Consider the following 24,693-nt stretch of genomic DNA (forward strand, 5'->3'; position numbering starts at 1 on the left):
TTATTTCTTTTACGCGTTTAGAACTTCCTCTATAACGTTTCGAACTGTACAGCAGCCAACACCGGCCAACTGTTTGCAGCGCAACACCCGATCAACACCCCGCTGCGCTGGCAACACGGCCGTTGTCGCAGAAATCGCGGCAACCCGTTGATTCAAAAGGAATCGAAACTTCGGCACGACGATTGCTCAAGCAAAGTCCCCCGCTCACCCGAACAGGAGACTCGCCATGAGCACCCCCTTGAACGTCGTTGCCCTCTCCGGTGGTACTTCCCGCCCTTCGCGCACCCTGGCATTGACCGAAGCCATCCTCGCCGAGCTTGGCCAGCACCTGCACATCCGGCCGCACCTCATCGAGCTGGGCGATATTGCCCGCCCACTGGGTGCTGCACTGTGGCGTAGCGAACTGCCCGACACCGTCGAGCAGCAACTGCAGCACATCGAACAGGCCGACCTGCTGGTGGTGACCACTCCGGTCTACCGGGGCAGCTTCCCGGGGCACTTCAAGCACCTGTTCGACCTGATCGGCCAGGACGCCCTGGTGGACACCCCGGTATTGCTGGCAGCCACCGGCGGCAGCGAGCGCCACGCGCTGGTGCTGGATCATCAGTTGCGCCCGTTGTTCAGTTTCCTGCAGGCACTGACCCTGCCCATCGGCGTCTATGCCAGCCAGGCCGAGCTACAGGACTATCGCGTTTCCAGTGATGCCCTGGCTGCGCGCATCGGTCTGGCCGCCGAGCGTGCCGTACCGCTGTTCGCCCCTCACCATCAGCTGCGCAAGAGTGCCTGAGTGACCACCATGAATGCACCCGTGACACCCACCACGCGCCCGGCACTGGCCATTGCCCACGACCTGGCCGCCCAATTCGCCCTCACCGCTGTCGAACGCGACGAACGCGGCGGCACCCCCAAGGCCGAGCGTGATGCCCTGCGCGACAGCGGCCTGCTGTCACTGGCCATCCCCACGGCCTTCGGTGGCCAAGGGGCGACCTGGCGGGAAACCTTCGATGTGGTGCGTGAGTTCGCCCGGGTCGACAGCTCCATTGCTCACGTGTTCGGTTTCCACCACCTGATGCTGGCCACCGTGCGCCTGTTCTCGCGTCCTGACCAATGGCAACCCTGGTTTGAACAGACTGCGCGCAAGCATTGGTTCTGGGGCAATGCCCTCAACCCGCTGGACACGCGCACCCAGGTCAAGCACTTCGAGGGGTGGTGCGAGTTTTCCGGCAAGAAGAGCTTCTGCTCCGGCGCCAGCGACTCGGAAATGCTCATCGCCTCGGCGGTGGACGAACGCGCCGGCGGCAAATTGCTGATCGCCGCAATCCCCAGTGGTCGTACCGGCATCAGCCTGCACGGTGACTGGGACAACATCGGTCAACGCCAGACCGACAGCGGCAGCGCCACCTTCGAACGGGTGCGGGTCGAGCACAACGAACTGCTGCTCGATCCCGGCCCGCTGAGCACGCCGTTCGCCGCCTTGCGTCCGCTGATCGCGCAACTGCACTTCGCCAACCTGTTCCTGGGTATCGCCGAAGGCGCCTTCGACGAAGCGCGCCAGTACACGCTGAAGGAAAGTCGCCCCTGGTTCCGCTCCAGCGCCAGTGAGAGCCGCGAAGACCCCTATGTGCTGCGCCACTATGGTGAGTTCTGGGTCGGCCTGGAAAGCGTGCGCCTGCTGATCCGCCGCGCCTGCGAACAGCTCGATGCGGCCTGGGCCCTTGAGCACGACCTGAGCGCCGAGGCGCGTGGCGACCTGGCCCTGGCCATCGGCACCGCCAAGGTTGCCGCAACGCGCCATGGGCTGGACATCTGCAACCGTCTGTTCGAAGTCACCGGCGCCCGCGCCACCCATGCCTCACTGCGCTTCGACCGGCACTGGCGCAACCTCAGGACCCAGACCCTGCACGACCCGGTGGACTATCGCATCCATGAACTGGGCGAGTGGGCGCTGAACGACAAACGCCCTGCCCCGTCCTTCTATTCCTAAAGGCACGTCCATGCAATTGCTGACCCTCCCCCCTTCACCGTCATTGGCTACCTCGATCAGGGCGACCGCACAGGTCTTCGAAGACCCCAGGTCGCAGGCGCTGCTCGCCCACCTGCAACAGGTCGCTCCCAGCGAGGCCAGCGTCCTGATCATTGGCGAGACCGGCACGGGCAAGGAGTTGGTCGCACGCCACATCCACAACCTCAGTGCCCGCCGCGACGGCCCGTTCGTTGCGGTCAACTGCGGCGCGTTTTCCGAGTCGCTGGTCGAGGCCGAACTGTTCGGCCATGAGAAAGGCGCCTTCACCGGCGCCCTTGCGTCCAAGGCCGGCTGGTTCGAGGAGGCGAACGGCGGCACGTTGTTCCTCGATGAAATCGGCGACCTGCCGCTGCCCATCCAGGTCAAGCTGCTGCGTGTGCTGCAGGAACGCGAAGTGGTACGCCTGGGGTCACGCAAGAGCATCCCGATCAATGTGCGCGTGCTGGCCGCCACCAACGTGCAACTTGAAAAGGCCATCAACGCCGGGCACTTTCGCGAAGACCTGTACTACCGCCTGAACGTCGTCACCCTCTCGCTGTACCCGCTGCGCGAGCGGCCGGGCGATATCCTGCCACTGGCGCGCCACTTCATCCGCAGCTACAGCGAGCGCCTGGGCTACGGCCCGGTGGAACTGGCAGCCGACGCCCAGGCCAAGCTGGTGGCCTACAGCTGGCCGGGCAACATCCGCGAGCTGGAGAACGTGATTCACCACAGTCTGCTGACCTGCGGCGACGGCTTGATCCATGCCCGCGACTTGCGCCTGTCGAACCTGCGCCTGGAACGTCAGGACGATCTGCCTTCGCCGGCCTCTGCCAGCAAGGACGGCGGCATCGATGAACTGCTGCAGCAGGCGTTCAGCCGGCTGTACGAGGAGCAGCCGGGAGACCTGTACGAAAAGGTGGAGAATGCCTTGCTGCGCTCGGCCTATCACTTCTGCCATTACAACCAGGTGCATACCGCGCAGTTGTTGGGGCTGTCGCGCAACGTCACGCGCACGCGGCTGATCGCCATCGGTGAGCTGGTGGTGAACAAGCGCCGCGCACCGGAGCAGCCGTTGGACAACCGGATGGTGCGCCTCTCGATCTGAGCGCGTCATTATCTGTGCCACCCACCCAGGCGCGCTTTTCGCGGGCAAAGCCGCTGCTGCACGTAAATCTCGCCCCATGCCATTCGTCCACCTGATACCCGAACCCTGCCCGGCGGCTCCTTTGCCCGCCAGGCGGTTGCGATCAGCCCAGCAACGAGATGGCAATGACCAAGACCCGTTCCCGCACAGCCCTGTATATAGGCCTGCCTCTGGCCCTGGTGGCCGCCCTGGGCAGTGCCGCCGGCTATTTCTACTGGCAACGCCAGGATGCCGGCTACCCGCACAAGATCGTCGAACAGGCCAACGCCCTGCATGAGCACATGCTCTCGTTCGACAGCCACATCACGGTGCCGCTGGACCTGGGCAGCACCGGCAACGAGATCGACAAGGACGGCCCGGGGCAGTTCGACCTGGTCAAGGCCAACCGCGGTCGTCTTTCCGGTGCGGCCCTGACCATCTTCGGTTGGCCGGAAATCTGGAACGGCCCCAACGCCCCGCACCGCCCTACCCCAGGCTTCGTCGACGAGGCGCGCCAGCAGCAGGAAGTGCGCTACAAGATCATCAGCGGCATGGTCCGCGACTTCCCCAACCAGGTCGGTATCGCCTATACCCCCGACGACTTCCGGCGCCTGAACGGCGAAGGCAAGTTCGCTATCTTCATCAGCATGCTCAACGCTTACCCGCTGGGCCATGACCTGTCGCAGCTCGACCTGTGGGCAGCACGCGGCATGCGCATGTTCGGCTTCAGCTACACCGGCAACAACGACTGGGCCGATTCCTCGCGCCCGCTGCCGTTCTTCAACGACACCGCCGACGCCCTGGGCGGCCTGTCGCCCTTGGGTGAGCAGGCGGTCAAGCGCCTCAACGACCTGGGCGTGATCATCGATGTCTCGCAGATGTCGACCCTGGCCCTGGAAGACGTCGTGCGCCTGAGCCGCGCGCCGATCGTGGCCTCGCATTCGGCGCCGCGGGCGCTGGTGGACATTCCGCGCAACCTCTCCGACAAGGAAATGCAGCTGATCAAGGACAGCGGCGGCGTGATCCAGGTGGTGGGCTTTGGCCAATACCTCAAGCCCCTGGGCAAGCCGGTGTTGGAAAAACTCGAGGCGCTGCGTGCGCGCTTCGACCTGCAGCCACTGCAGGGCCTGGCCAATGCCCTGATGCCGGGCGATGCGGTGATCGCCATCTGGCCTGAATCGCGTTTCGGCGAGTACGCCAGCAGCCTGTACGGGATTCTTGAAGAAGAACCCAAGGCGACCCTCAAGCAGTACGCGGACGCCATCGACTACACGGTGAAGAAGGTGGGTATCGACCACGTCGGCCTCAGCTCGGACTTCAACGACGGCGGCGGCCTCGATGGCTGGAAGGACGTCAGCGAGATCCGCAACGTCACCGCCGAGCTGCTCAGCCGTGGCTACAGCGAAACCGATATCGCCAAGCTCTGGGCCGGCAACTTCCTGCGGGTCTGGGACCAGGTGCAAAAAGCCGGTCAACCTGTCGCGTCCACCCAACACTGATCAAGGCCTGCCCGCATGAGCAACCGTCGTACCTTTCTCAAGCAGGCCGGCCTGGTCGCCGCGAGCCTGCCGCTGCTGCCTGGCGCGCTGGCTGCAACCTCGTCGCCAGCAACGCTCACCGGCACGGACAAATGGCGCAACCTGCGCACGCTGTTCCCGCTGGATCCGGACATCGCCCACTTCGCCAACTTCCTGGTCACCGCCCACCCGCGGCCGGTGCAGGAAGCGATCGACCGCCACCGCGCCGACCTCGACCGCAACCCCGCCGCCCTGATGGACTGGGAAAGCCAGTACGAATGGCAGCGCGAGGACGAAGTGCGTGACTGGGCCGCACGCTATCTGGAGGTCGGTCCGCGGCAGATCGCACTGACCGGCAGCACCACCGAAGGCCTGGCCATGATCTATGGCGGCCTGCAGGTCGGCGCGAAGCAGGAGATCCTGACCACCGAGCACGAGCATTACTCCACCCACAAGACCCTGGCCTTCCGCACCCAGCGCGAGGGTACGCAGGTGCGCAAGATCCGCCTGTTCGACAACCCATGGGACGTGTCCACCGACCAGGTGCTGACAACCCTGGAGCGCAATATCCGCCCAGAGACCCGCGTGCTGGGCATGACCTGGGTGCACTCAAGCAGCGGCGTCAAGCTGCCGGTCGGCGAGATCGGCGAACTGGTGCGCCGCCACAACCGCGACCGCAGTGAAGCCGAGCGCATCCTCTATGTGGTCGACGGCGTGCACGGCTTCGGCGTGGAGAACCAGCGCTTCGCCGACTTCAACTGCGACTACTTCATCGCCGGCACCCACAAGTGGATGTTCGGCCCGCGCGGCACCGGCATCATCTGCGCCGCCTCGACCGGCATGGATCACCTCACGCCCAGCGTGGCGACCTTCTCCCGCGATGAAGACTTCGCCACCATCATGACCCCCGGCGGCTACCACGCCTTCGAACACCGCTGGTCACTGGGCGAGGCGTTCAAGCTGCACCTGCAACTGGGCAAGGCCGATGTGCAGGCGCGCATCCACCAGCTCAATGCCCTGCTCAAGGAGCGCCTGCTCGAAGACCGCCGCATCGAACTGGTGACGCCGCGCAGCGCGCAGTTCTCGGCAGGCTTCACCTTCTTCCGCGTGCCCGGTAAGGACCCGGATGCCTTCGCCGCCAAGCTGATCGCGGGCAAGGTGATGTGCGATGCCGTGGAGCGCGACGTTGGCCCCGTCATCCGCCTGGCGCCAGGTTTGCTCAACGACGAACAGCAGATCGACCGGGTCATGCACCTGATTACCCAGCAACTTTGAACAAGGCATCTCCCATGAGCACACCTCTGCACCGCCTTACCCTGGCCGCCGTGCTGGCCGCCTGCAGCCTGCCGGCCCTGGCCGCGCAGCCGTCGGACAAGCCCGGCACAGTGTTCCGCGACTGCGCCAGGACCTGCCCGGAAATGGTCGTACTGCCTGCCGGCACCTTCACCATGGGCACTCCGCCCGACGAGATGGGCCGCCAGGACGACGAAGGTCCGCAGCACCCTGTGACCTTCGCCAAGCCATTCGCCATCAGCCGCTTCCAGATCACCGCCGGTGAATGGGACGACTACCAGAAGGCCACCGGCGTCGTCATCGCCGACGGCGACGACCGCCCCGGACGGCGCTGCACCAATAGCAAGCCCAGCTACCCGCAAGGCCCTCGCCAGCCGGCGGTGTGCATGAGCTACGGCGACATCGAGCACTATGTGGCCTGGCTGTCGAAGAAGACCGGCAAGCACTACGCCATGGTCAGCGAAGCCCAGCGCGAATACGCCGCACGCGGCGGCAGCACCGGCATGTTCCCGTTCGAGCCGGACGCCAACCTCGAGATCAGCAAGAACGCCAACGTCTACGGCCCCAAGGATGGCTACAGCTTCAGCTCGCCGGTCGGCAGCTTCCCGGCCAACGCCTTCGGCGTCTACGACATGCACGGCAATGTCTACGAATGGGTCGCCGACTGCTACCACGACAGCTATGTCGGCGCCCCGGCCGACGGCAGCGCGCGCACCGAGGCGGGCTGCACGCAAATCTCCATCCGTGGCAACGACTGGGGTGAAGCGCCGATCTTCTCGCGTTCGGGCAACCGCAACACCACGGTTCGCGACGACCGTGGCGACTGGCTCGGTTTTCGGGTAGTCCGCGAGCTCTGAGGCGCTACGCGGCGGTAAATTCTCCCACCCTCGGCTCGTTCCTATCGGTGTACTTGCGCAGGACTCGGGGCGCCCCACGCGGCGCCCCCACTCGACCATCCAAGGAACCGCAACCATGAGCCAGACCTCTTCGCCCGACAAAATCCACGACCTTATCGGCGTCGGCTTCGGCCCTTCCAACCTGGCACTGGCCATTGCCCTGGAAGAGCTCGCCGAAACCAACGGCCACGCCCTCGACGCGCTGTTCATCGACAAGCAGAGCGACTACCGCTGGCACGGCAATACCCTGGCTACCCAGAGCGAGCTGCAGATCTCCTTCCTCAAGGACCTGGTCTCGCTGCGCAACCCCACCAGCCCCTACAGCTTCGTCAATTACCTGCACCAGAAGCAGCGCCTGGCCGACTTCATCAACCTGGGCACCTTCTACCCTTGCCGCCTGGAGTACAACGACTACCTGCGCTGGGCCGCCGAACATTTCGCCACCCAGGCGGTGTATGGCGAGGAAGTGCTGCGCATCGAACCGGAACTGCGTGATGGCCGGGTCGATCACCTGCGCCTGGTCTCGCGTGACCAGCACGGCCAGGAGCACCAGCGCCGGGCCCGCTCGGTGGTGGTCGGCAGCGGCGGCACGCCCAAGGTTCCCGATGCTTTCCGCCCGTTCAAGAACGACCCGCGCGTGTTCCACCACTCCCAGTACCTGAGCGCCCTGCAGCAGCTGCCGTGCAACAGCGGCAAGCCCATGCGCATCGCCGTGATCGGCTCGGGCCAGAGCGCTGCCGAGGCATTCATCGACCTCAATGACAGCTACCCGTCGGTCAAGGTCGACATGATCCTGCGCGCCTCGGCACTCAAGCCTGCCGACGACAGCCCGTTCGTCAATGAAATCTTCGCCCCCGAGTACACCGACCTGGTGTTCAACCAGCCGCACGCCGAACGCGAGAAACTGATCGGCGAGTACCACAACACCAACTACTCGGTGGTCGACGTCGACCTGCTCGAACGCATCTACGGCATCCTGTATCGCCAGAAGGTCGCCCACCAGTATCGCCATGCCGTGCTGTGCCGGCGCACCATCGAAACGGTGGTCGACACCGCCGAAGGTATCGAGCTGACCCTGCGCGACCTGGCCACCGACGTTCGCCAGACCCACCGCTACGACGCGGTGATCCTCGCCACCGGCTACGAGCGTCGCTCCCACCGCGACCTGCTGGCTCCGCTGCAGCAGCACCTGAAAGACTTCGAGGTCGACCGCGACTACCGCGCCCTGGCGAGCCCCGAGTTCGGCGCCAGCGTCTACCTGCAAGGCTTCTGCGAAGCCTCGCACGGGCTCAGCGACACCCTGCTGTCGGTGCTGCCGGCACGTGCCGCAGAAATCGGTCAGTCGCTTTACCAGCACCTGGGCAAGCACGCCAGCAACGCCCCGGCCGCGCTGCGCATGACCAGCGCCTGAAGACAGGAACCTTCCGATGAGCAAACAACCCCGTGGGGCTGTGCGTGAGCTGCTGACGCTGCTGCGGCCCTTCTGGCCGGTGGTCGCCCTGTCGATTGCCCTGGGCATGGTCGGTGGCCTGAGCGTCACCGCCCTGTTGGCCACCATCAACACCGGGCTGCACACCGAAGGCGGGCTGAGCCAGGGGCTGGTGCTGGGATTCGTCGGGCTGTGTGCCCTGGCGTTGGTCAGCAGCATTCTCTCCGACATCGGCACCAACCAGGTGGGCCAGCACATCATCGCCAAGCTGCGCAAGGAGCTGGGCGAGAAGGTGCTGGCGGCACCGATCGAACAGATCGAGCGCTTTCGCAGCCACCGCCTGATCCCGGTCCTGACCCATGACGTGGACACCATCAGCGACTTCGCTTTCGCCTTCGCGCCACTGGCGATTTCGCTGACCGTCACCCTGGGCTGCCTGGGCTACCTGGCGATGCTGTCCTGGCCGATGTTCCTGATGATGCTGGCTGCGCTGGCCATTGGCATCGCCATCCAGTCGGTGGCGCAGTCCCGCGGTATTCGTGGGTTCATGGCAGCGCGCGATGCCGAAGACCAGTTGCAGAAGCACTACAGTGCAATCGCCGCCGGTGCCAAGGAGCTGCGTATCCACCGCCCGCGCCGCCAGCGCATGTTCCAGCATGGCATCAGCGACACGGCCGAACGGATCCGCGATCTGCAGACACGCTCGATCAACACCTTCGTGGTCGCCAAGAGCCTGGGCTCGATGCTGTTCTTCGTGGTCATCGGCCTGGCCCTGGTGCTGCAATCGCTCTGGCCCAGTGCCGATGCCAGCGTCATGAGCGGTTTCGTGCTGGTGCTGCTGTACATGAAAGGGCCGCTGGAGCACCTGATCAGCACCCTGCCGATCATTGGCCGGGCGCGCATTGCCTTCCAGCGCATTGCCGAGCTGTCGGAGCGTTTCGCCACCCCCGAGCCTCACCTGTTGCTGGCCGACTCCGGTCAAGCCGCACCACAGGTGCACAGCCTGGAACTGAGCGATGTCGGCTTTGCCTTCCCGCCGGTCGGCGATGCCCGCCCCTTCACCCTCGGGCCGGTCAACCTGAAGATCGCCCAAGGCGACATCGTGTTCATCGTCGGCGAGAACGGCTGCGGCAAGACCACCCTGATCAAGCTGCTGCTGGGGCTCTATGCCCCTCAGCAGGGCCAGATCAAGGTCAATGGCAAGGCCGTGGATGCCGAATCGCGCGACGATTACCGCCAGCTGTTCACTACGGTCTTCGCCGACTACTACCTGTTCGACGACCTGGTTCAGGGCGACCAGGCGATTCCCGAGGATGCCAACCAGTACCTGGAGCGCCTGGAAATCGCCCACAAGGTCAAGGTCAGCGATGGCCAGTTCAGCACCACCGACCTGTCCACCGGGCAACGCAAGCGCCTGGCGCTGGTCAATGCCTGGATCGAACAACGCCCGGTGCTGGTCTTCGATGAATGGGCCGCCGACCAGGATCCGACCTTCCGTCGCATCTTCTATACCGAGCTACTCCCGGACCTCAAGCGCCTGGGCAAGACCATCATCGTGATCTCCCACGATGACCGCTACTTCGACATGGCCGACCAGCTCGTGAGGCTGGAAGCCGGCAAAGTCGTCGAGGAGCTGACACCCGCCTGAAAAAAACAGAACCGGATTTTTCCGGTTCTGCTGTGTGTGTGCGTCTCACTAGATGTAATGCAAATCATTATCTACAACACCATCATAGAGTCTGCCAATGCACGTCTTCCCTAACCTTCGCCCGTTGTCAAAGGCCATGCTTGTCCGGCGCCTCATGGCGTCCGGCTTGCCCGCCACCGCTGTCGGCATGATGCTGGCAGCGCCGATGGTTGCCCAGGCCCAGCAAGTGGCCTTCAACATTCCCCAGCAGGCGCTTGGTAGCGCGTTGATTGCCTTCGGGCAGCAGAGCCAGTGGCAACTGCTGTACTCTCCCGACCAGATCAGCGGCCTGCGCAGCACCGCGGTCAAGGGTTCGCTGGAGCCCGATGCCGCGTTGCGCCAATTGCTCGGCGGCACGGGCCTTGGCTACAGCGTCAACGGCACCACAGTGACCATCAGCGGCCGTAGGGAAGGCGGCGCGGTGGAACTGGGGGCGACCAACGTCAATGCCGGCGTGCTGGGCGAGACCACCGAAGGCACAGGCTCGTACACCACAGGCTCGATGAGCACGGCGACCAAGTTGCCGACGTCGCTGCGCCACACGCCGCAGTCGGTCACGGTGCTGACCCGCCAGCGCATGAACGACCAGAACATGCAGACCCTCGAAGACGTCTCGCTGTACACTCCTGGCCTCACCCTGCGCAAGACCGGCGGTGAACGTCCGACCTTCTATTCGCGCGGCACCTCGGTCGACAACATCATGATCGACGGCCTGCCGGTGGCCTACGATACCGACACCCTAGGCACCTCGATGCTGTCGATGTTCGATCGCGTGGAAGTGGTGCGCGGCGCCTCCGGCCTGATGGTCGGTGCCGGCAACCCCTCGGGGACGTTGAACCTGATCCGCAAGCGACCAACCATCGAGCCGCAGATGTCGATCACCACCAGCGCAGGCTCGTGGAACAACTTTCGTACCGAACTCGACGCCAGCAGCAAGCTCAACGACAGCGGCAGCGTACGGGGTCGCGCCGTCGTCGCGCTGCAGGACAAGGACAGCTTCGTCGACGACTACAGCAACAAACGCCAGTTGATGTACGGCATCACCGAGTTCGACCTGACCGAGGACACCACCCTCACCCTGGGCGGCTACTACAACCGCGAGGACAACCCTGGCGCCGATTGGTCCGGGCTGCCGACCTACGCCAACGGCAACTTCCTGCCGATCTCTCGCTCGCACCGCATGAGCCCGTCCTGGACCTACTGGGACAAGAAGAACAAGAGCGTCTTCGCCGAGATCGAGCACCGCTTCGACAATGACTGGAAGCTGCGCCTGAACACCACCTGGCTGCGCGGTGAGATGGACATGCTCGGCACCAGTTTCTATCGCCTCGACCAGGCGGCGGACACCCTGCAGCTCAACGTAGGCCGCTACACCTACGAGCACACCCAGAAGAGCGTCGATGGCTATGTCAGTGGCCCGTTCAGCCTGTTCGGTCGCACCCATGAACTGGTGCTCGGTGGCAGCTACCGCCACGACCGCACCGACGACGGCCCTGGCGGCGGCCCGCTGGGCACCTTCGATTACCCGGTCGATCCGCTGTCGTTCGATTTCGGCTCGGTGCCCAAGCCCGAGATCGACTTCAACTGGTCGCGCAAGGGCAAGGTCGAGCAGTCCAGCACCTACGCCACCGTTCGCTTCAACATCCAGGACGACCTCAAGCTGACCCTCGGCTCGCGTCTGGACTGGTATGAATACGAACAGCAGACCCAGTCCGGCGACTTCGCCTTTGGCGGCAGCTCCAAGGCCACCCGCGAGTTCACGCCCTATGCCGGCGTGGTCTACGACCTGAACGACACCTACTCGGTGTACGCCAGCTGGACGCGTATCTTCAAGCCGCAGGAATCCCGCTCGGCCACCGGTTCCATCCTCGACCCGGTCACCGGCACCAACTACGAGACCGGGATCAAGGGCGAATACTTCGGCGGCGCCCTGAACGTGAGCCTGGCCTACTTCCAGTTGAACCAGGAAAACCTCGCCAAGGCCCTGCCCCAGTCGTCCTGCCCGGACCTCTCCGACGGCTGCTACGAGGCGGCGGGCGAAGTCGAAACCAAGGGCGTCGAGCTGGAAGTGCAAGGCATGCTCGCCGAGGGCTGGCAGGCGTCGGTCGGCTACACCTATGCCGCCGCCAAGTACGCCAAGGAAACCGGTACTCAACAGAAGGGCGACCGCTTCGACAGCGACACCCCTTACAACCTGTTCAAGGTCAACACCGTGTACCAATTGCCGGGTGACCTGAACCAGTGGAGCATCGGTGGCGGCTTCCGTACCCAGAGCCGGGCCTATACCAGCTTCGGTGTGCAACAGGGCGGCTACAGCGTGACCGACCTGATGACCGCCTACCGGATCAACAAGCACTTCACCGTGCAAGGCAACCTGAACAACGTGTTCGACAAGCGTTACTACCAGAACATCAGCAACCCGGCAGGGGCCAACATCTTCGGCGATCCGCGCAACTTCACCGTCACCATGAGGTGGACGCTGTAACCTCTGCACCCTCGGGCCTGCCAGTCAGGCCCGATCCATTCTGGCGCGATCGAAACGCCTACCACACGAAGCAATCACCCGCCATTCCTGACTCCAGGTCAAAAGACCTTGCCCCCCGCCCCTCTTAATCAACCCCGCTGCAACCTTCAAACTGCTCCCCACTCGAATGGTCGATGTGTCCAGGCGCCAGCGCCTCCCGATCGATCCCGAATTCCCCTATAGCAGGAGCAGATCCATGAGCATTCCATCCTTCGGCCTCGGCACCTTCCGCCTCACCGGCCAAGCCGTCATCGACTCGGTCAAGTCCGCCCTGGAGCTGGGCTACCGGGTCATCGACACCGCGCAGATCTACAAGAACGAGGCCGACGTGGGCCAGGCCATCGCCGAAAGCGGTGTGCCTCGTGACGAGCTGTTCATCACCACCAAGATCTGGACCGACAGCTATGCTGCCGACAAGCTGATCCCCAGCCTGCGCGAGAGCCTGGCCAAGCTGCGCACCGATCATGTCGACCTGACCCTGATCCACTGGCCCGCCCCAGGCAACGGTGTCGAGCTGCGCGAATTCATGGGCGCCCTGGCCGAAGCCAAGAAGCTCGGCCTGACCCGCCAGATCGGCATCTCCAACTTCAACATCGAGCTGACCCGCCAGGCCATCGATGTGGTTGGCAAGGGCGAAATCGCCACCAACCAGATCGAGCTCAGCCCCTACCTGCAGAACCGCAAGCTCGCGGCCTTCCTCAAGGAGCAGGGCATCACCGTCACGTCCTACATGACCCTGGCCTACGGCAAGGTGCTCAAGGACCCGGTACTGGCCAAGATCGCTGCCAAGCACAAGGCCACGGTGGCCCAGGTCGCCCTGGCATGGGCGCTGCAACTGGGCTATGCCATCATCCCCTCCTCCACCAAGCGCGAGAACCTGGCCAGCAACCTGCTTGCCCGTGACCTGCACCTGGACGAAGAGGACATGGCGCAGATCGCAGACCTGGAGCGCAATGGCCGCGAAGTCAGCCCGGACGGCCTGGCGCCGGCCTGGGACTGATCCCTCGCCGCATTTGGGCGTCGACTGCGGTCGACGCCACACCTGACATTCCTGAATTCGCCATAACCCGGAGTTTCCGATGAGCGCGCTTTCCCCTAAACGGGTCCTGTTTGCCCTGGCCATCGGCGCCTTCGGCATCGGCACCACCGAATTCGCCCCCATGGGCCTGCTGCCGGTCATCGCCGAAGGTGTCAACGCCAGCATCCCCACTGCCGGCATGCTGGTCACCGCCTACGCCATCGGCGTGATGGTCGGCGCACCGATCATGACCCTGCTGTTCAGCCGCTTCGGCAAGCGTGCTGCACTGATGATGCTGATGAGCATCTTCACCGTCGGCAATCTGCTGTCGGCGCTGTCGCCGGACTATTACACCCTGCTGGCCTCGCGCCTGATCACCAGCCTCAACCACGGCGCATTCTTCGGCCTGGGCGCGGTAGTCGCGGCCAGCGTGGTACCCAAGGACAAGCAGGCCAGTGCCATTGCCACCATGTTCATGGGCTTGACCATCGCCAATATCGGCGGCGTACCGGCCGCCACCTGGATCGGCCAGCAGATCGGCTGGCGCATGGCCTTCGCCGGCACCGCCGTGCTCGGTCTGATCGCCATCAGTGCCTTGTGGTACGCCCTGCCCAAAGGCGAGCGTGGCAGCGTGCCGCATGTGCGCAAGGAACTGGCGGTGATCGCCCGCCCCAGCGTGCTGCTGGCGATGGCCACCACGGTGCTCGGCGCAGGCGCCATGTTCACGCTGTACACCTATGTGGCCCCGGTGCTTGCGGAATTGACCGGTGCCTCCAATGCGTTCGTCACACTGGGCCTGGTGCTGATCGGTGTCGGTTTCACCCTCGGCAACAGCCTTGGAGGTCGTCTGGCCGATTGGTCGCTGGACGGCGCGGCACGGATCTTCCTCGGTACCCTGGCGGTGATCATGCTGCTGATGCCGTTGGTGCTGGATAGCCATGTCGGTGCTGCGCTGGCCCTGCTGGTCTGGGGGGTATTCACCTTCGCCGTGGTGCCGCCGCTGCAGATGCGGGTGATGATTGCGGCGGCCGAGGCCCCAGGCCTGGCCTCGTCGATCAATGTAGGTGCATTCAACCTGGGCAATGCGGTCGGTGCCGCACTGGGCGGCGCGGTGATCAGCCTGGACCTGGGCTACGCCGCGGTGCCGATGGCCGGCGGTTTGCTGTCGGCGGCCGCGCTGCTGCTGGTGTGGCTGGGGGGACGCAACAAGGTGGCGAACAGCACCATCAGCGAAGCGCTGTAAGCACCGTACAGGGCTCTTCGGAGAGGGACTACAGGTAATGGGGAAACGCTGAACCGCGTCTTCTGCCAGTATCGAATGGCCCCTCTTCAGAACCTTCGCCATGCCACCTGCTGATGTTTTCCTGCGCAGCCAGCGCTATGATGCTCCTCATGCACACAGCCCCTTCGTGGCTGACCGGAGGTACATCACGATGACCGCAAAAGCCAGGAAAGTCTCCGAACCTGAGCTCGACGCCCTTGAGCAGACAGTACCCGAGCATGCCCGTGAGGCGACACTCAGCGCCTATCAGCGCGCCCTGCAGATGAGCCAGCAGGGGGTGCTGACCACTGACGACGGCGAACTGGTCAGGGTCAACGCGGATGGCGCCCGGACCGTCCTGGCCAAGGCCGGCCCACGGCGCAGGGTCAAGCTCGGCGAGGTTGTCACCGTTCGCAAGGTCGACGACAGCAGCGCCGGTGAGCGTGCCTAGGCTGCGGGTCTTTGCCGGTCCGAACGGCTCCGGCAAGAGCACCATCAAGGCCAGCCTCCCCGCCGCACTGACCCGCCTCTTCGTCAATGCCGACGAGCTGGAAACCCAGGCCAAGGCCAGCGGCTTCATCGACCTCTCCCTCTTCGGCATCCAGGCCACGCTGCCTGACGTGCTGGCGTTCCACCTAGAGCATCCCTTGATCATCAGCAAGCGACTTGCCGGGCAGGTCGGGCGACTGGGGCTCGAGGAGCAGCGGATCGACTACCGTGCGGTACGCATGGATGCCTACTTCGCCTCGGTCATCGCCGACTTCATCCGCCAGCGCCTGCTCGAAGCCCGGGCCAGCTTCACCTTCGAAACCGTCATGTCCCATGGCAGCAAGATCGAGTTCATGCGCCAGGCACAAGCCAGTGGCTACCGCACCTACCTCTACTTCGTCTCGACGGAGAACCCGGAAATCAACATCGACCGGGTGGCCATCCGTGTCCGCCAGGGCGGGCATCCGGTCAGGCCGGACCTGGTGCGCAGTCGCTATGGACGTTCGCTCGACCTGTTGCCGGAGGCCATCGCCGCCAGCAACCGGGCCTTTGTATTCGACAACTCGCAGCAGAGCGCGCTATGGCTCGCAGAGATCACCGATGGCACGCAGTTGGAGTATCGCACCGAGGAGATCCCGGACTGGTTCTTTGAGGCCTATGTGGACGAAGTCGAACCCTGAGGCTGGTCCATGATTATTCCAGTTGCCGCAATTATGAACTGCCGCCTGCACTGATTCCCAGCGAACACGCTTGAGCCTACGCTTCATCCATCAGGCCACTTCTTCCGGGCCTGCACATGAGGAGTCCCGCGATGTCCCGCCCACCATTGCCCCCGTTCACCCGCGAAACCGCTATCGAGAAAGTCCGCCTGGCCGAGGATGGCTGGAACAGCCGCGATGCGGCCAAGGTTGCCCTCGCCTACACCCTCGACACTCGCTGGCGTAACCGGGTCGACTTCGCCACCAACCGCGACGAGGCACAGGCCTTCCTGACCCGCAAGTGGAATCGTGAGCACGAATACCGCCTGATAAAGGAGCTCTGGGCCTTCACCGAAAACCGCATCGCCGTACGCTATGCCTATGAGTACCGCGATGACAGCGGCCAGTGGTACCGCGCTTATGGCAACGAGAACTGGGAGTTCGCCGCCGATGGTTTGATGCAGAACCGTCACGCCAGCATCAACGAGATGCCGATCACGGAAGAAGAACGCCAGTTCCGTTGGCCGCTGGGGCGTCGTCCGGATGACCATCCGGGGCTGAGCAGCTTCGGCTTCTGATCTTGCAGACGCATTCGCCCAGGCCTGTCGTGACAGGCCTGGGCGAAGTGCTTTTACGGTATTCAACCGTACAGGTAGTTGATGTCCTTGAGCGCCAGCGGTGGCACCTGGCCAAGCAGGTAATCGCGCAGCTTGCTCATCTGCCGGGCCTTGGGGCTGGCCTTGAGCCAGGTCATGTAATAGCCATCGCCAGTCGCCACGGCCTGCTTGAAGGGTGTGATCAGGCGCCCGGCGGCCAGGTCGGCACTGGCCAGTGCCAGATCGACCACCGAAATGCCCAGCCCTTGCTGGGCTGCGGAGATCCCTTGGTCAAGGGTGTCGAACACCTGCCCTTGATCGATGCTGATGTCCAGGGCATCGACCCGCGCCAACCAGCGCCGCCAATCACGGCGGTCGGACGAGGGATGCAGGAATTCACAGTCGCGTAGCACCGACAGGTCTGGCTCAGGATCCTTGAGGTAGTCGGGGTGGCAGACCGGAATCAGCCATTCATCGAACAGCTTCAAGCTCTCCACATCGGCAGGGAAATTGCCGCTGCCCAGCAGGATGGCGCAATCGTAGGGCTCGGAATAGAAATCTACCGTGTCGATGTCCATCCACACGCTCGACAGTTGCACGCTGCAGCTGTCGTCGATCTTCTTGAAACCGTCCAGTGCCTTGAGCAGCCAGCGCACGGTGAGCGTGGAGGCGGCTTTCAGGCGCAGGCCGTAACGGTCCTGGCGCAACAATGCGCAAGCATTCTCGATGATCTTGAAGCCGACCTTGAGCTCCTGGGCCAGCAACCGACCGTGCTCGGTCAAGCGCAGCTTGGGGCCACGGCGCTCGAACAAGTCGCAACCGAACATGGCTTCGAGGGTCTTGATGTGGTGGCTTACTGCCCCTTGGGTCAGGGCCAGTTCCTCCGCTGCGCGGGTGAAGGAGCCGTAACGAGAAGCCACTTCGAAGGCACGCAAGGCGTGCAGGGCTGGAATCCGTTCTGACATCGTCGCCGTCCAAAGCATGAGTGAAACTAATAGTAGGTCATAGTTCCAGGCGTTTTACAACCTTGGGAGGTTCTTTGAAAATGCCGTTAAATAACAATTACAGCTAACCAACACGCCGCGATAAGGCAGAAAAACCACCTTATAGAAACTTCCTGGGGAAACCATGTTTACGGGTTATGGAAACTGCTATCGCCTGGATGCGCTAGAGCTGGCCGATGAACATGTTCGGAACAGGCAGCATTGGACCTACAAGACCATAGAGCACTTCAAGGAAATCCTCGGCAACCCTGGCTTTCCCTGTCTCTTCGGACGCAAGGCGGTCGCTGCCGCCACCTGCCACATCATTTTCGCCCGCGCCGATGATCCGGCCAATGATATCGCCCGCGGTCTCGCCGACTACGTCAGTACCATCGCGCCGATCCCGCTCAAGCAGCGCATCGGCAACCCGCTGCTGGTGTTTCTGGAAACGACCACCGACGCAACGCTGGCCGAACAGCAGGCCCTGGCCTGGAAGATCCTCCAGCAGGTCCACGCCCGCGACCCTCAGCCTTGGCCACAGGATGTGCCACGGGACCCGCATGACACTCAGTGGTCGTTCTGCTTTGCCGGCATGCCACTGTTCATCAACATGAGCTTTCCCGCCCATCGCCAGATGAAAAGCCGCAACCTGGGCAACAGCATCGCCTTCGTCATCAACCCACGGGAGAGCTTCGACGAAGTGGCCAGTGCAGGCACCGAAAGTGGCCAGCGCATCCGTGCGCGGATACGTGAGCGGGTTGCGCAGTACAACGACGGGGTCATCCCCGACAGCCTGGGGTTCTTCGGCCAGGACGACAACTTCGAATGGAAGCAGTACCAACTCCAGGAGGCCGGCTCGCTCAACCCGTCGCGCTGCCCCTTCCATGCCGCTGCAACGCCTGAAAACCAGATCGAGAACTGAATGTGAATACCGCACTGACTGCTACCTACGCCCTTACCGTCCTGCTGCTGATCGCCACGCCAGGCCCGGTAGTGGCGCTGATCGTCAACACCGCTGCCGCCTCCGGTTCGCGCAAGGCCCTGTTCACCGCCGTCGGCACCAACTGGGCGTCACTGGTGCTGATTGGTGCTGCCGCCTGGATCATCATGACCAGCGCCGCGATCGACAAAGCCTGGCTCAGCAGCATGAGCCTGCTGGGCTGCCTGTTCATCGGCTACATCGCCGTGGGCACGCTGCGCGAAGCACTGCAGCAGCAACCTCGGGAGCACGCCGCCGAAACCGTCGAAACGCCGCGCAGCGCCGGCCGAGGCGGCCTGCTGCAAGGTTTCATGGTGGGCATTTCCAACCCCAAGGACATCATCTTCTTCATCGCCTTCTTCCCGCAGTTCATCCAGGTCACTGAATCCTTCGAGAAGAGCATGGTGGTGCTGTCGCTACTGTGGATCGCCATCGACTTCGCGGTGCTGAGCCTCTACATCTTCGCCATCGGCAAGATCGCTTCGCAGCGCAGCAACCGCCTGATCAGCCTGGCCTCTGGCGTCGCCCTGCTGCTGATCGCCGCGGGCGGCCTGCTCTACAACCTCAAGGAGCTGGCCGCCTGAGCCCGCCCGATTCCCAGGAGCGCCCATGACACCGATCGACATCACCCCGGACGTGGGCAGCGCCATTCCCCTGCGAGAAGACTACCAGCGCTTCCTGCTGCTCGGCGGACGCCGCGCACCGCATACCCTTTACGTGCACGAGCGCGGCTACCGCTCAGACACCATCAATACCGATGCGTTGGGCCTGCGCTACAGCCACTGCGCCGGCAAGCGATTTTCACTGGCCGAGCGCGGCGGCGCGGCGCGCATCAACCTGCTGGTGGGCGGCTCTACTGCGCTGGGTATCGGCGCCAGCTCCGATGAACACACCGTGGCCTCCTACCTATCGATGCTCACTGGCGAGATCTGGTTGAACCTGGCCGGCTGCGGCCTGAACGCCACCCAGGAGCTGCTGATGTTCCTCAGCCACCAGCATCGCCTTGGCCAGATCGGCCATGTCGTGGTACTCAGCGGCCTCAACACCTTGGCCCAGGAAGGGCTTGGCGAAATTCTTTCAGGTGACCAGGAACCTGAAGGGGCCCGGCCATACCAGCGTTTTCTCAACAGCTTCAACGAGGGCGTGCAACTGGCCAAACCCGGACGGGCCTCGTTCTGGCAGCGTCTGGGGCAAAGCCTGGCGCCCCGTCGTTCGGCGCCAGCGCCCTGGGCCTGGCCGCTGTCAGCGCCGGAAAAGCGCCTGCTTCGCGCCGCCGATTGCATCGGCCGTACCCTGTGCCAATGGGAGCGATTACTGGCCGACAGCCACACCTCCCTGACGTTCATCCTGCAGCCACTGCTGCCCTGGTGCCGCGAGCAGTTGCCCGTCGGCGAGCAGGCCATGCTCTCGGCGCTGGACCGTCAGCCGGGCAACTTCGACCGGCTGCTGGAGGGTGTCTACGACAGCGAACTGCACTCAACCTTCTTCCGACGCATCAAGAGTCAGGCGCAGAGCGTACCCTGCTATGACATGAACGGTATGCTCAGCAGCTCACCGGTGTTCAACGAACATCTGTTCATCGATCGGCTGCATTTCAACGACCTGGGCAACAATGCCCTGGCCAAGGTCATCACCGCAAAGCTGGGGTTGGCCCAGGAAAAGTACGCCAACCGCAAGGTCACGCCATTCAAGCTCGTCTGACAGTCGACAAAGCCTCTTTCGACAGCACCTCGGGATGGCTAGAATAGCCCTTCACCGCTCCCGGTAGCCCGAGGCAAACGCGAATTCGTCATGAACACCCCTGCTGCCCAAACGCTTCTGGTTCGTCCCACTTGGGCGCCAGCCTGCGAGGCCCACTCGTGAGTCCAGCCGTCTTCCTTTCGGGCTTGTTCGCAGCGCTGACGCCGTTTGCCGCCCAGGCGCTCGACGTTCGCATCGACCCCCATGCCGATCTTCTCTACCGGCAGGCATTGCCATTGCTCGAGCAGGCCGACACCGAGGATGACAGCCCCAGCCCACTGCGCACAGCCGAGACCAATGATCCGGAGCTCAGCCGCCAGGGCCAGGCCATGGCCCGCACATTGCCAACGGCGGTAGCGCTACTGGAAAAGTCGGTTGCCTTGGGCCATCCCGTAGCGCAGTACCGCTTGGCTCTGTATTACATGACTTACCTGCCTGCCGGGAAAATTGCCGACGCTGCCTGCCCATTGCTCGAAGCCAGCCTGCGCCAGGGCTTCGCCCCGCCAGCGACAGCAATTGCTAACTGGTGCCCGTCCTACAACCATACTCTCGCCTACCGCGAGGCGCTGGAAGCCATTCCGAGCATGGCGACCCTTTACGCCGCCTACTATCCGCAACCCGCCACTCGACTGGCTTGCAACCGCAGTCGCCCGCAAGGCCTGGAACTTCAATGGGGGCGTCAGCGCGACTACCAGGCGGAGGTCTACCGCCTGCTCGGCGAGCTCGACCCGCAACGGCGTCAGGTTTTTCTGCAGAAGGCGGTGGAGATCAACGGTTGCGCGGCGGCCCAGCAGCGGCTGACCAGCAATCGCTGACCGCACGACCGCTGAGCATTCAGCCAGCAAATACCGGGTATTCCAACATTTAATTTGTGGATGCCAGGGCCTCGCCCCTATGCTGTCCGTACATCCCCTGCGCCGCACCGGACGGTGCGGTTCACGGCACGGGGAGAGAACAACAAGTCGAGACTGTCCATGTCGAATCACTCCTACTTCGCCCCCCACGGTGGGCACCCGGCTCAAACCGAGCTGCTGACTGACCGTGCCATGTTCACCGAGGCCTATGCCGTCATTCCCAAGGGCGTGATGCGTGACATCGTCACCAGCCACTTGCCGTTCTGGGACAAGATGCGCATGTGGGTCATCGCCCGCCCACTGACTGGTTTTGCCGAAACCTTCTCGCAGTACATCGTCGAAGTCGCCCCTGAAGGCGGCAGCGAACGCCCTGAGCTGGACCCGAATGCCGAAGCCGTGGTGTTCGTCGTCGAAGGCGAGATCGACATCACCGTCGAAGGCAAGCACCACACCTTGGTGCCTGGTGGCTACGCCTTCCTCGCACCAGGGGCCGACTGGAGCCTGCGCAACAACAGCAAGGCCAACGTCACTTTCCACTGGCTGCGCAAGCACTACCAGAAAGTCGAAGGCCTGGCGGTTCCCGAATCGTTCGTCACGCACCGCGATAACGCCACGGTCATCGAGATGCCGGGCACCGAAGGGCGCTGGGTCACCACTCGCTTCGTCGACATGGCCGACATGCGTCACGACATGCACGTCAACATCGTGACCTTCCAGCCAGGCGGCGTGATTCCGTTTGCTGAAACCCACGTCATGGAACACGGCTTGTACGTGCTCGAAGGCAAGGCGGTATATCGCCTCAACCAGGACTGGGTGGAAGTGGAAGCCGGTGACTTCATGTGGCTGCGTGCGTTCTGCCCACAAGCCTGCTACTCGGGTGGTCCAGGGCCGTTCAGCTACCTGCTGTACAAGGACGTGAACCGTCACGTGCACCTGACGCTCAATCCGCAGCGCTGAGGCGCCCACCTGCATCAACCGATCGGGGTTGGCCACGGCCCTGATCGGCGCAACATCATCTTCATGATCGTTCTGCCTGTTCCCGCGCATACTAGGGTGACCCTCTGCGTGGAGCCTGAACATGCCGCAGCTCCTGTCCCGAATTCGCCTCGCCATGCTCTGCGCACTTGTCCTGCCGACGCTTGCGTTGTCTGCCGACAACTGGCGCCTCACGCACCAGGAAAGCGGCATCGACATTTATCTTGGCGACGTCCAGGGATCGCTCTACCAGCAATTTCGCGGCGTTGTCCGCATCAAGGCCAGTGTCCGCACCCTGAGCGATCTTCAGGAAAACCTGCGTGTCGCCTGCAAGTGGTTGTACGCCTGCGCACAGATGCGCCTGCTGGAAGTGGATGGCGACAGCACCTGGGTCTACCTCACCACCGAGCTGCCCTGGCCGGCGCAACCCCGGGACATGGTCCTGCGCGTACGTACCGAGCGGCTCGACGACGGCTCACTGATTCGCAGGCTCGGCGCTGACCCGGACAAGGTGCCGGAGGCCCCCGGCTTCATTCGCGTGCGCCAATTGCAAGGTGAGTGGATCATGCACCCGCTGGCCGAACGTGATACCGAGGTCACCTATCGGCTGCAGGCCGATCCTGCCGGTGATGTACCGGGCTGGCTGGCCAATCGTTTTGTGGTCGACGCGCCAATGGTCACGCTGAAAACGCTCAGAGCGGTGGCCGAGCGCCAACCCTGACGCTCCTGGCCGAAGCGGTTTAGGAGCGTTCCTACACGCACTTCGGAGCGTCTGCGCCCCTCACCCACACTTGATGCCCTACCCTGTGGACCTTGCCAACAAGGAGGTGCCATGCGCGCATTTGTTCTCAGTTGCTTCATGCTGCTGGTTGCAGCCCCTGCCACGGCCAAAGAGCAACCCCCTGATCTGACCCCTGTCCACCTGGGCGTCGGTGGCCAGGCCGTCATCTACAACCTGCCGCTGACCGTCGCACTGGAACAGGGCTATTTCCGCGATGAAGGTCTCGATGTGAAGGTCATCGACTTCACTGGTGGCGGCAAGGCGGCACAAGCGCTGGTGGCCGATGCCGTGCAGGTGGTCAGTGGCGCCTACGAGCACACCTTGCGCCTGCAGGCTCGCGGCCAGGTACTTCAGGCCTTCGTGCTGGCAAGCGAGAGGCCGCAGCTCGCCATGGGCGTCTCCTCCAGAACCCTGGCGAACTACAGGTCGATCGCAGACTTGCGAGGCAAGACCATCGGCATCAGCGCGCCCGGCTCCTCGACCCAGATGCTCGCCAACCGCGTGCTGGCAAAGGGAGGGCTAAGCACCGAGGACGTTGCCTTTGCCACCGTCGGCACCGGTGCGATAGCAGTACAGGCGATGCTGAGCGGCAAGATCGATGCGCTGGTCAACGCCGAACCCTTGATCAGCCTGCTGGAGCAACAACAGGCGATCCGCCTGATCGCAGATGCGCGCACTCCCGCCGGCACCGCGGCGCTGTTCGGCGGCCCCATGCCGGGTAACACCCTCTATGCCAAAAGCACCTACATCCAGAACAACCCACAGACCGTTCAAGCCCTGACCAATGCCATGCTCAAGGCCCTGACCTGGCTGCACGACGCCACGGATGCGGAAGTCGCCGACCTAGTGCCGACACCCTACCTGATGGGTGACGCAGAGCTTTATCGCCAGGCGTTTCGCAACATCCAACCATCCCTCAGCGTGAACGGTCGCTTCCCTGCAGAGGGGGCGCGCAACGCTTTGCAGGCGCTGCAGAGTTTCGACCCGGTCATGGCCCAACGCCAGATCAACCTCCAGGCGACATGGACCAATCAGTTCGTTGACCAAGCCACGCAACCATGACCTCCACACTCGCTCTGGAAATGCTCGACGTGGAAGCGCGTCACGATCGCTTGCTGGCATTGGCACGGGTCGACCTGAATGTACGTGAAGGTGAATTCGTCTGCGTATTGGGCCCTACCGGTTGCGGCAAGTCGACCCTGCTCGACCTCGCCGCAGGCCTCAAACCGGCCTACAGCGGGCAGATCCGCTGCCATGGCAAGCCCTTGGTCGGGTTGAACCACCACGCTTCCTACATGTTTCAACACGATGCGCTGTTGCCGTGGCGCACAGCGCTCGACAATGTGAGCCTTCCCCTGCAACTGCGTGGCGTGAACAAGCAACATGCCAACCAACAAGCCGCGTGTTGGTTGAGGCAAGTCGGGCTGACCGACGTTCCCGATCGCTACCCTCACCAATTGTCTGGCGGCATGCGCAAACGTGTCGCCCTAGCCCAGGCGCTGATTCACGACACTTCGCTGCTGCTCATGGACGAGCCCTTCGCTGCACTGGATGCCCAAACACGTCAAGCCATGCAGCAATTGCTGCTCGAATTGTGGGACGAACAACGCAAGTCGGTCTTGTTCGTCACCCACGATCTCGACGAAGCCATCACCCTCGCCGACCGCGTACTGGTTTTCAACGCCGGCCCTGCATCCCGGTGCATCGAAGACATTCGAATACCCCTGCCACGCCCACGTGACACGATGTCACTACGCAAGAATCCCGAGTCCGCAGCTCTGTACCAGCGTCTATGGCACACGCTGGGGCACCTGCCTCCCGCCACTACAATCGCCCGAGACTGAC

General features: G+C 63.5%; 23 protein-coding genes. 22 read left to right on the forward strand and 1 reads right to left on the reverse strand.

The features are described 5' to 3' along the window. Positions 1-226 precede the first annotated feature (226 nt). From msuE to AB688_RS15220, 14 genes are all read left to right on the forward strand, one after another. A complete protein-coding gene (gene msuE, locus AB688_RS15155) occupies positions 227-787 on the forward strand; it encodes an FMN reductase (protein WP_054890659.1) in 561 nt (186 codons plus the stop codon). 9 nt (positions 788-796) lie between these two features. Next, a complete protein-coding gene (locus tag AB688_RS15160; protein ID WP_063546727.1) occupies positions 797-1,984 on the forward strand; it encodes an acyl-CoA dehydrogenase family protein in 1,188 nt (395 codons plus the stop codon). 10 nt (positions 1,985-1,994) lie between these two features. Further along, a complete protein-coding gene (locus tag AB688_RS15165; protein WP_063544972.1) occupies positions 1,995-3,110 on the forward strand; it encodes a sigma-54 interaction domain-containing protein in 1,116 nt (371 codons plus the stop codon). A 164-nt stretch (positions 3,111-3,274) separates the two neighbouring features. Continuing rightward, positions 3,275-4,627 (forward strand): pyoverdine-tailoring dipeptidase-like protein PvdM, encoded by a 1,353-nt coding sequence (gene pvdM / locus AB688_RS15170; protein WP_063544973.1) that lies wholly within the window; start codon positions 3,275-3,277, stop codon positions 4,625-4,627. A gap of 15 nt (positions 4,628-4,642) precedes the next feature. Further along, positions 4,643-5,920 carry an aminotransferase class V-fold PLP-dependent enzyme gene (locus AB688_RS15175; RefSeq protein WP_063544974.1) on the forward strand — a complete coding sequence of 426 codons (1,278 nt, stop codon included), beginning with the start codon at positions 4,643-4,645 and terminating at the stop codon, positions 5,918-5,920. Between the two features lie 14 nt (positions 5,921-5,934). Continuing rightward, on the forward strand, positions 5,935-6,795 hold the full coding sequence (locus AB688_RS15180) for a formylglycine-generating enzyme family protein (protein ID WP_063544975.1): 861 nt from the start codon (positions 5,935-5,937) through the stop codon (positions 6,793-6,795). A 115-nt stretch (positions 6,796-6,910) separates the two neighbouring features. Then, the gene (locus tag AB688_RS15185; RefSeq protein ID WP_054890664.1) at positions 6,911-8,245 is read left to right on the forward strand and encodes a lysine N(6)-hydroxylase/L-ornithine N(5)-oxygenase family protein; all 1,335 of its coding nucleotides are present in this window, start codon (positions 6,911-6,913) and stop codon (positions 8,243-8,245) included. A gap of 16 nt (positions 8,246-8,261) precedes the next feature. Continuing rightward, positions 8,262-9,911, forward strand: coding sequence for a cyclic peptide export ABC transporter (locus tag AB688_RS15190; protein WP_054890665.1), 1,650 nt, complete (start codon positions 8,262-8,264; stop codon positions 9,909-9,911). Positions 9,912-10,077: 166 nt separating this feature from the next. Further along, entirely contained in the window at positions 10,078-12,435 is a 2,358-nt protein-coding gene (locus tag AB688_RS15195; RefSeq protein WP_231100243.1) for a TonB-dependent siderophore receptor, read from the forward strand. Between the two features lie 235 nt (positions 12,436-12,670). Then, positions 12,671-13,474: a 2,5-didehydrogluconate reductase DkgB gene (dkgB, locus tag AB688_RS15200; protein WP_063544976.1), complete on the forward strand. Its 804-nt coding sequence runs from the start codon at positions 12,671-12,673 to the stop codon at positions 13,472-13,474. Positions 13,475-13,553: 79 nt separating this feature from the next. Continuing rightward, entirely contained in the window at positions 13,554-14,735 is a 1,182-nt protein-coding gene (locus AB688_RS15205; RefSeq protein ID WP_063544977.1) for an MFS transporter, read from the forward strand. A gap of 190 nt (positions 14,736-14,925) precedes the next feature. Next, a complete protein-coding gene (locus tag AB688_RS15210; RefSeq protein WP_054890885.1) occupies positions 14,926-15,204 on the forward strand; it encodes a hypothetical protein in 279 nt (92 codons plus the stop codon). Further along, positions 15,191-15,922: a zeta toxin family protein gene (locus AB688_RS15215; protein WP_063544978.1), complete on the forward strand. Its 732-nt coding sequence runs from the start codon at positions 15,191-15,193 to the stop codon at positions 15,920-15,922. Before AB688_RS15210 ends, AB688_RS15215 begins: the two co-directional genes overlap by 14 nt. A 131-nt stretch (positions 15,923-16,053) precedes the next feature. Next, positions 16,054-16,518 carry a DUF1348 family protein gene (locus AB688_RS15220; RefSeq protein ID WP_063544979.1) on the forward strand — a complete coding sequence of 155 codons (465 nt, stop codon included), beginning with the start codon at positions 16,054-16,056 and terminating at the stop codon, positions 16,516-16,518. A gap of 62 nt (positions 16,519-16,580) precedes the next feature. On the opposite strand, the gene AB688_RS15225 is transcribed toward AB688_RS15220, so the two are convergent. Then, complete coding sequence (locus tag AB688_RS15225; RefSeq protein ID WP_063544980.1) at positions 16,581-17,501, reverse strand: LysR substrate-binding domain-containing protein; 921 nt, start codon at positions 17,499-17,501, stop codon at positions 16,581-16,583. Positions 17,502-17,664: 163 nt separating this feature from the next. Here AB688_RS15225 and AB688_RS15230 point away from each other — a divergent pair, with 163 nt between their 5' ends. The 8 genes from AB688_RS15230 to AB688_RS15265 all read left to right on the forward strand — a co-directional run bounded on the left by AB688_RS15230 (position 17,665) and on the right by AB688_RS15265 (position 24,692). Continuing rightward, on the forward strand, positions 17,665-18,441 hold the full coding sequence (locus AB688_RS15230; RefSeq protein WP_063544981.1) for a YqcI/YcgG family protein: 777 nt from the start codon (positions 17,665-17,667) through the stop codon (positions 18,439-18,441). A gap of 2 nt (positions 18,442-18,443) precedes the next feature. Then, positions 18,444-19,082, forward strand: a complete 639-nt coding sequence (locus AB688_RS15235; protein ID WP_063544982.1) for a LysE family translocator — start codon at positions 18,444-18,446, stop codon at positions 19,080-19,082. Positions 19,083-19,107: 25 nt separating this feature from the next. Beyond that, positions 19,108-20,199 (forward strand): hypothetical protein, encoded by a 1,092-nt coding sequence (locus tag AB688_RS15240; RefSeq protein ID WP_063544983.1) that lies wholly within the window; start codon positions 19,108-19,110, stop codon positions 20,197-20,199. 158 nt (positions 20,200-20,357) lie between these two features. Beyond that, positions 20,358-21,053: a hypothetical protein gene (locus AB688_RS15245; protein WP_063546731.1), complete on the forward strand. Its 696-nt coding sequence runs from the start codon at positions 20,358-20,360 to the stop codon at positions 21,051-21,053. A 159-nt stretch (positions 21,054-21,212) separates the two neighbouring features. After that, positions 21,213-22,049 carry a bifunctional allantoicase/(S)-ureidoglycine aminohydrolase gene (locus AB688_RS15250; protein WP_063544984.1) on the forward strand — a complete coding sequence of 279 codons (837 nt, stop codon included), beginning with the start codon at positions 21,213-21,215 and terminating at the stop codon, positions 22,047-22,049. Positions 22,050-22,170: 121 nt separating this feature from the next. Next, the gene (locus AB688_RS15255) at positions 22,171-22,788 is read left to right on the forward strand and encodes an START domain-containing protein (protein WP_063544985.1); all 618 of its coding nucleotides are present in this window, start codon (positions 22,171-22,173) and stop codon (positions 22,786-22,788) included. Positions 22,789-22,899: 111 nt separating this feature from the next. Further along, positions 22,900-23,910, forward strand: coding sequence for an ABC transporter substrate-binding protein (locus AB688_RS15260; protein WP_063544986.1), 1,011 nt, complete (start codon positions 22,900-22,902; stop codon positions 23,908-23,910). Then, positions 23,907-24,692, forward strand: a complete 786-nt coding sequence (locus tag AB688_RS15265) for an ABC transporter ATP-binding protein (RefSeq protein WP_081255242.1) — start codon at positions 23,907-23,909, stop codon at positions 24,690-24,692. Before AB688_RS15260 ends, AB688_RS15265 begins: the two co-directional genes overlap by 4 nt. Position 24,693: the final 1 nt, after the last annotated feature.

This window comes from Pseudomonas putida (assembly GCF_001636055.1).
Lineage (GTDB): Bacteria > Pseudomonadota > Gammaproteobacteria > Pseudomonadales > Pseudomonadaceae > Aquipseudomonas > Aquipseudomonas machongensis.

Bases quoted from the DNA above. Each gene is read 5' to 3' on its own strand.
- msuE (WP_054890659.1), top strand. From the start codon at position 227: ATGAGCACCCCCTTGAACGTCGTTGCCCTCTCCGGTGGTACTTCCCGC.
- AB688_RS15160 (WP_063546727.1), top strand. From the start codon at position 797: ATGAATGCACCCGTGACACCCACCACGCGCCCGGCACTGGCCATTGCC.
- AB688_RS15165 (WP_063544972.1), top strand. From the start codon at position 1,995: ATGCAATTGCTGACCCTCCCCCCTTCACCGTCATTGGCTACCTCGATC.
- pvdM (WP_063544973.1), top strand. From the start codon at position 3,275: ATGACCAAGACCCGTTCCCGCACAGCCCTGTATATAGGCCTGCCTCTG.
- AB688_RS15175 (WP_063544974.1), top strand. From the start codon at position 4,643: ATGAGCAACCGTCGTACCTTTCTCAAGCAGGCCGGCCTGGTCGCCGCG.
- AB688_RS15180 (WP_063544975.1), top strand. From the start codon at position 5,935: ATGAGCACACCTCTGCACCGCCTTACCCTGGCCGCCGTGCTGGCCGCC.
- AB688_RS15185 (WP_054890664.1), top strand. From the start codon at position 6,911: ATGAGCCAGACCTCTTCGCCCGACAAAATCCACGACCTTATCGGCGTC.
- AB688_RS15190 (WP_054890665.1), top strand. From the start codon at position 8,262: ATGAGCAAACAACCCCGTGGGGCTGTGCGTGAGCTGCTGACGCTGCTG.
- dkgB (WP_063544976.1), top strand. From the start codon at position 12,671: ATGAGCATTCCATCCTTCGGCCTCGGCACCTTCCGCCTCACCGGCCAA.
- AB688_RS15205 (WP_063544977.1), top strand. From the start codon at position 13,554: ATGAGCGCGCTTTCCCCTAAACGGGTCCTGTTTGCCCTGGCCATCGGC.
- AB688_RS15210 (WP_054890885.1), top strand. From the start codon at position 14,926: ATGACCGCAAAAGCCAGGAAAGTCTCCGAACCTGAGCTCGACGCCCTT.
- AB688_RS15220 (WP_063544979.1), top strand. From the start codon at position 16,054: ATGTCCCGCCCACCATTGCCCCCGTTCACCCGCGAAACCGCTATCGAG.
- AB688_RS15225 (WP_063544980.1), bottom strand. From the start codon at position 17,501: ATGTCAGAACGGATTCCAGCCCTGCACGCCTTGCGTGCCTTCGAAGTG.
- AB688_RS15230 (WP_063544981.1), top strand. From the start codon at position 17,665: ATGTTTACGGGTTATGGAAACTGCTATCGCCTGGATGCGCTAGAGCTG.
- AB688_RS15240 (WP_063544983.1), top strand. From the start codon at position 19,108: ATGACACCGATCGACATCACCCCGGACGTGGGCAGCGCCATTCCCCTG.
- AB688_RS15250 (WP_063544984.1), top strand. From the start codon at position 21,213: ATGTCGAATCACTCCTACTTCGCCCCCCACGGTGGGCACCCGGCTCAA.
- AB688_RS15255 (WP_063544985.1), top strand. From the start codon at position 22,171: ATGCCGCAGCTCCTGTCCCGAATTCGCCTCGCCATGCTCTGCGCACTT.
- AB688_RS15260 (WP_063544986.1), top strand. From the start codon at position 22,900: ATGCGCGCATTTGTTCTCAGTTGCTTCATGCTGCTGGTTGCAGCCCCT.
- AB688_RS15265 (WP_081255242.1), top strand. From the start codon at position 23,907: ATGACCTCCACACTCGCTCTGGAAATGCTCGACGTGGAAGCGCGTCAC.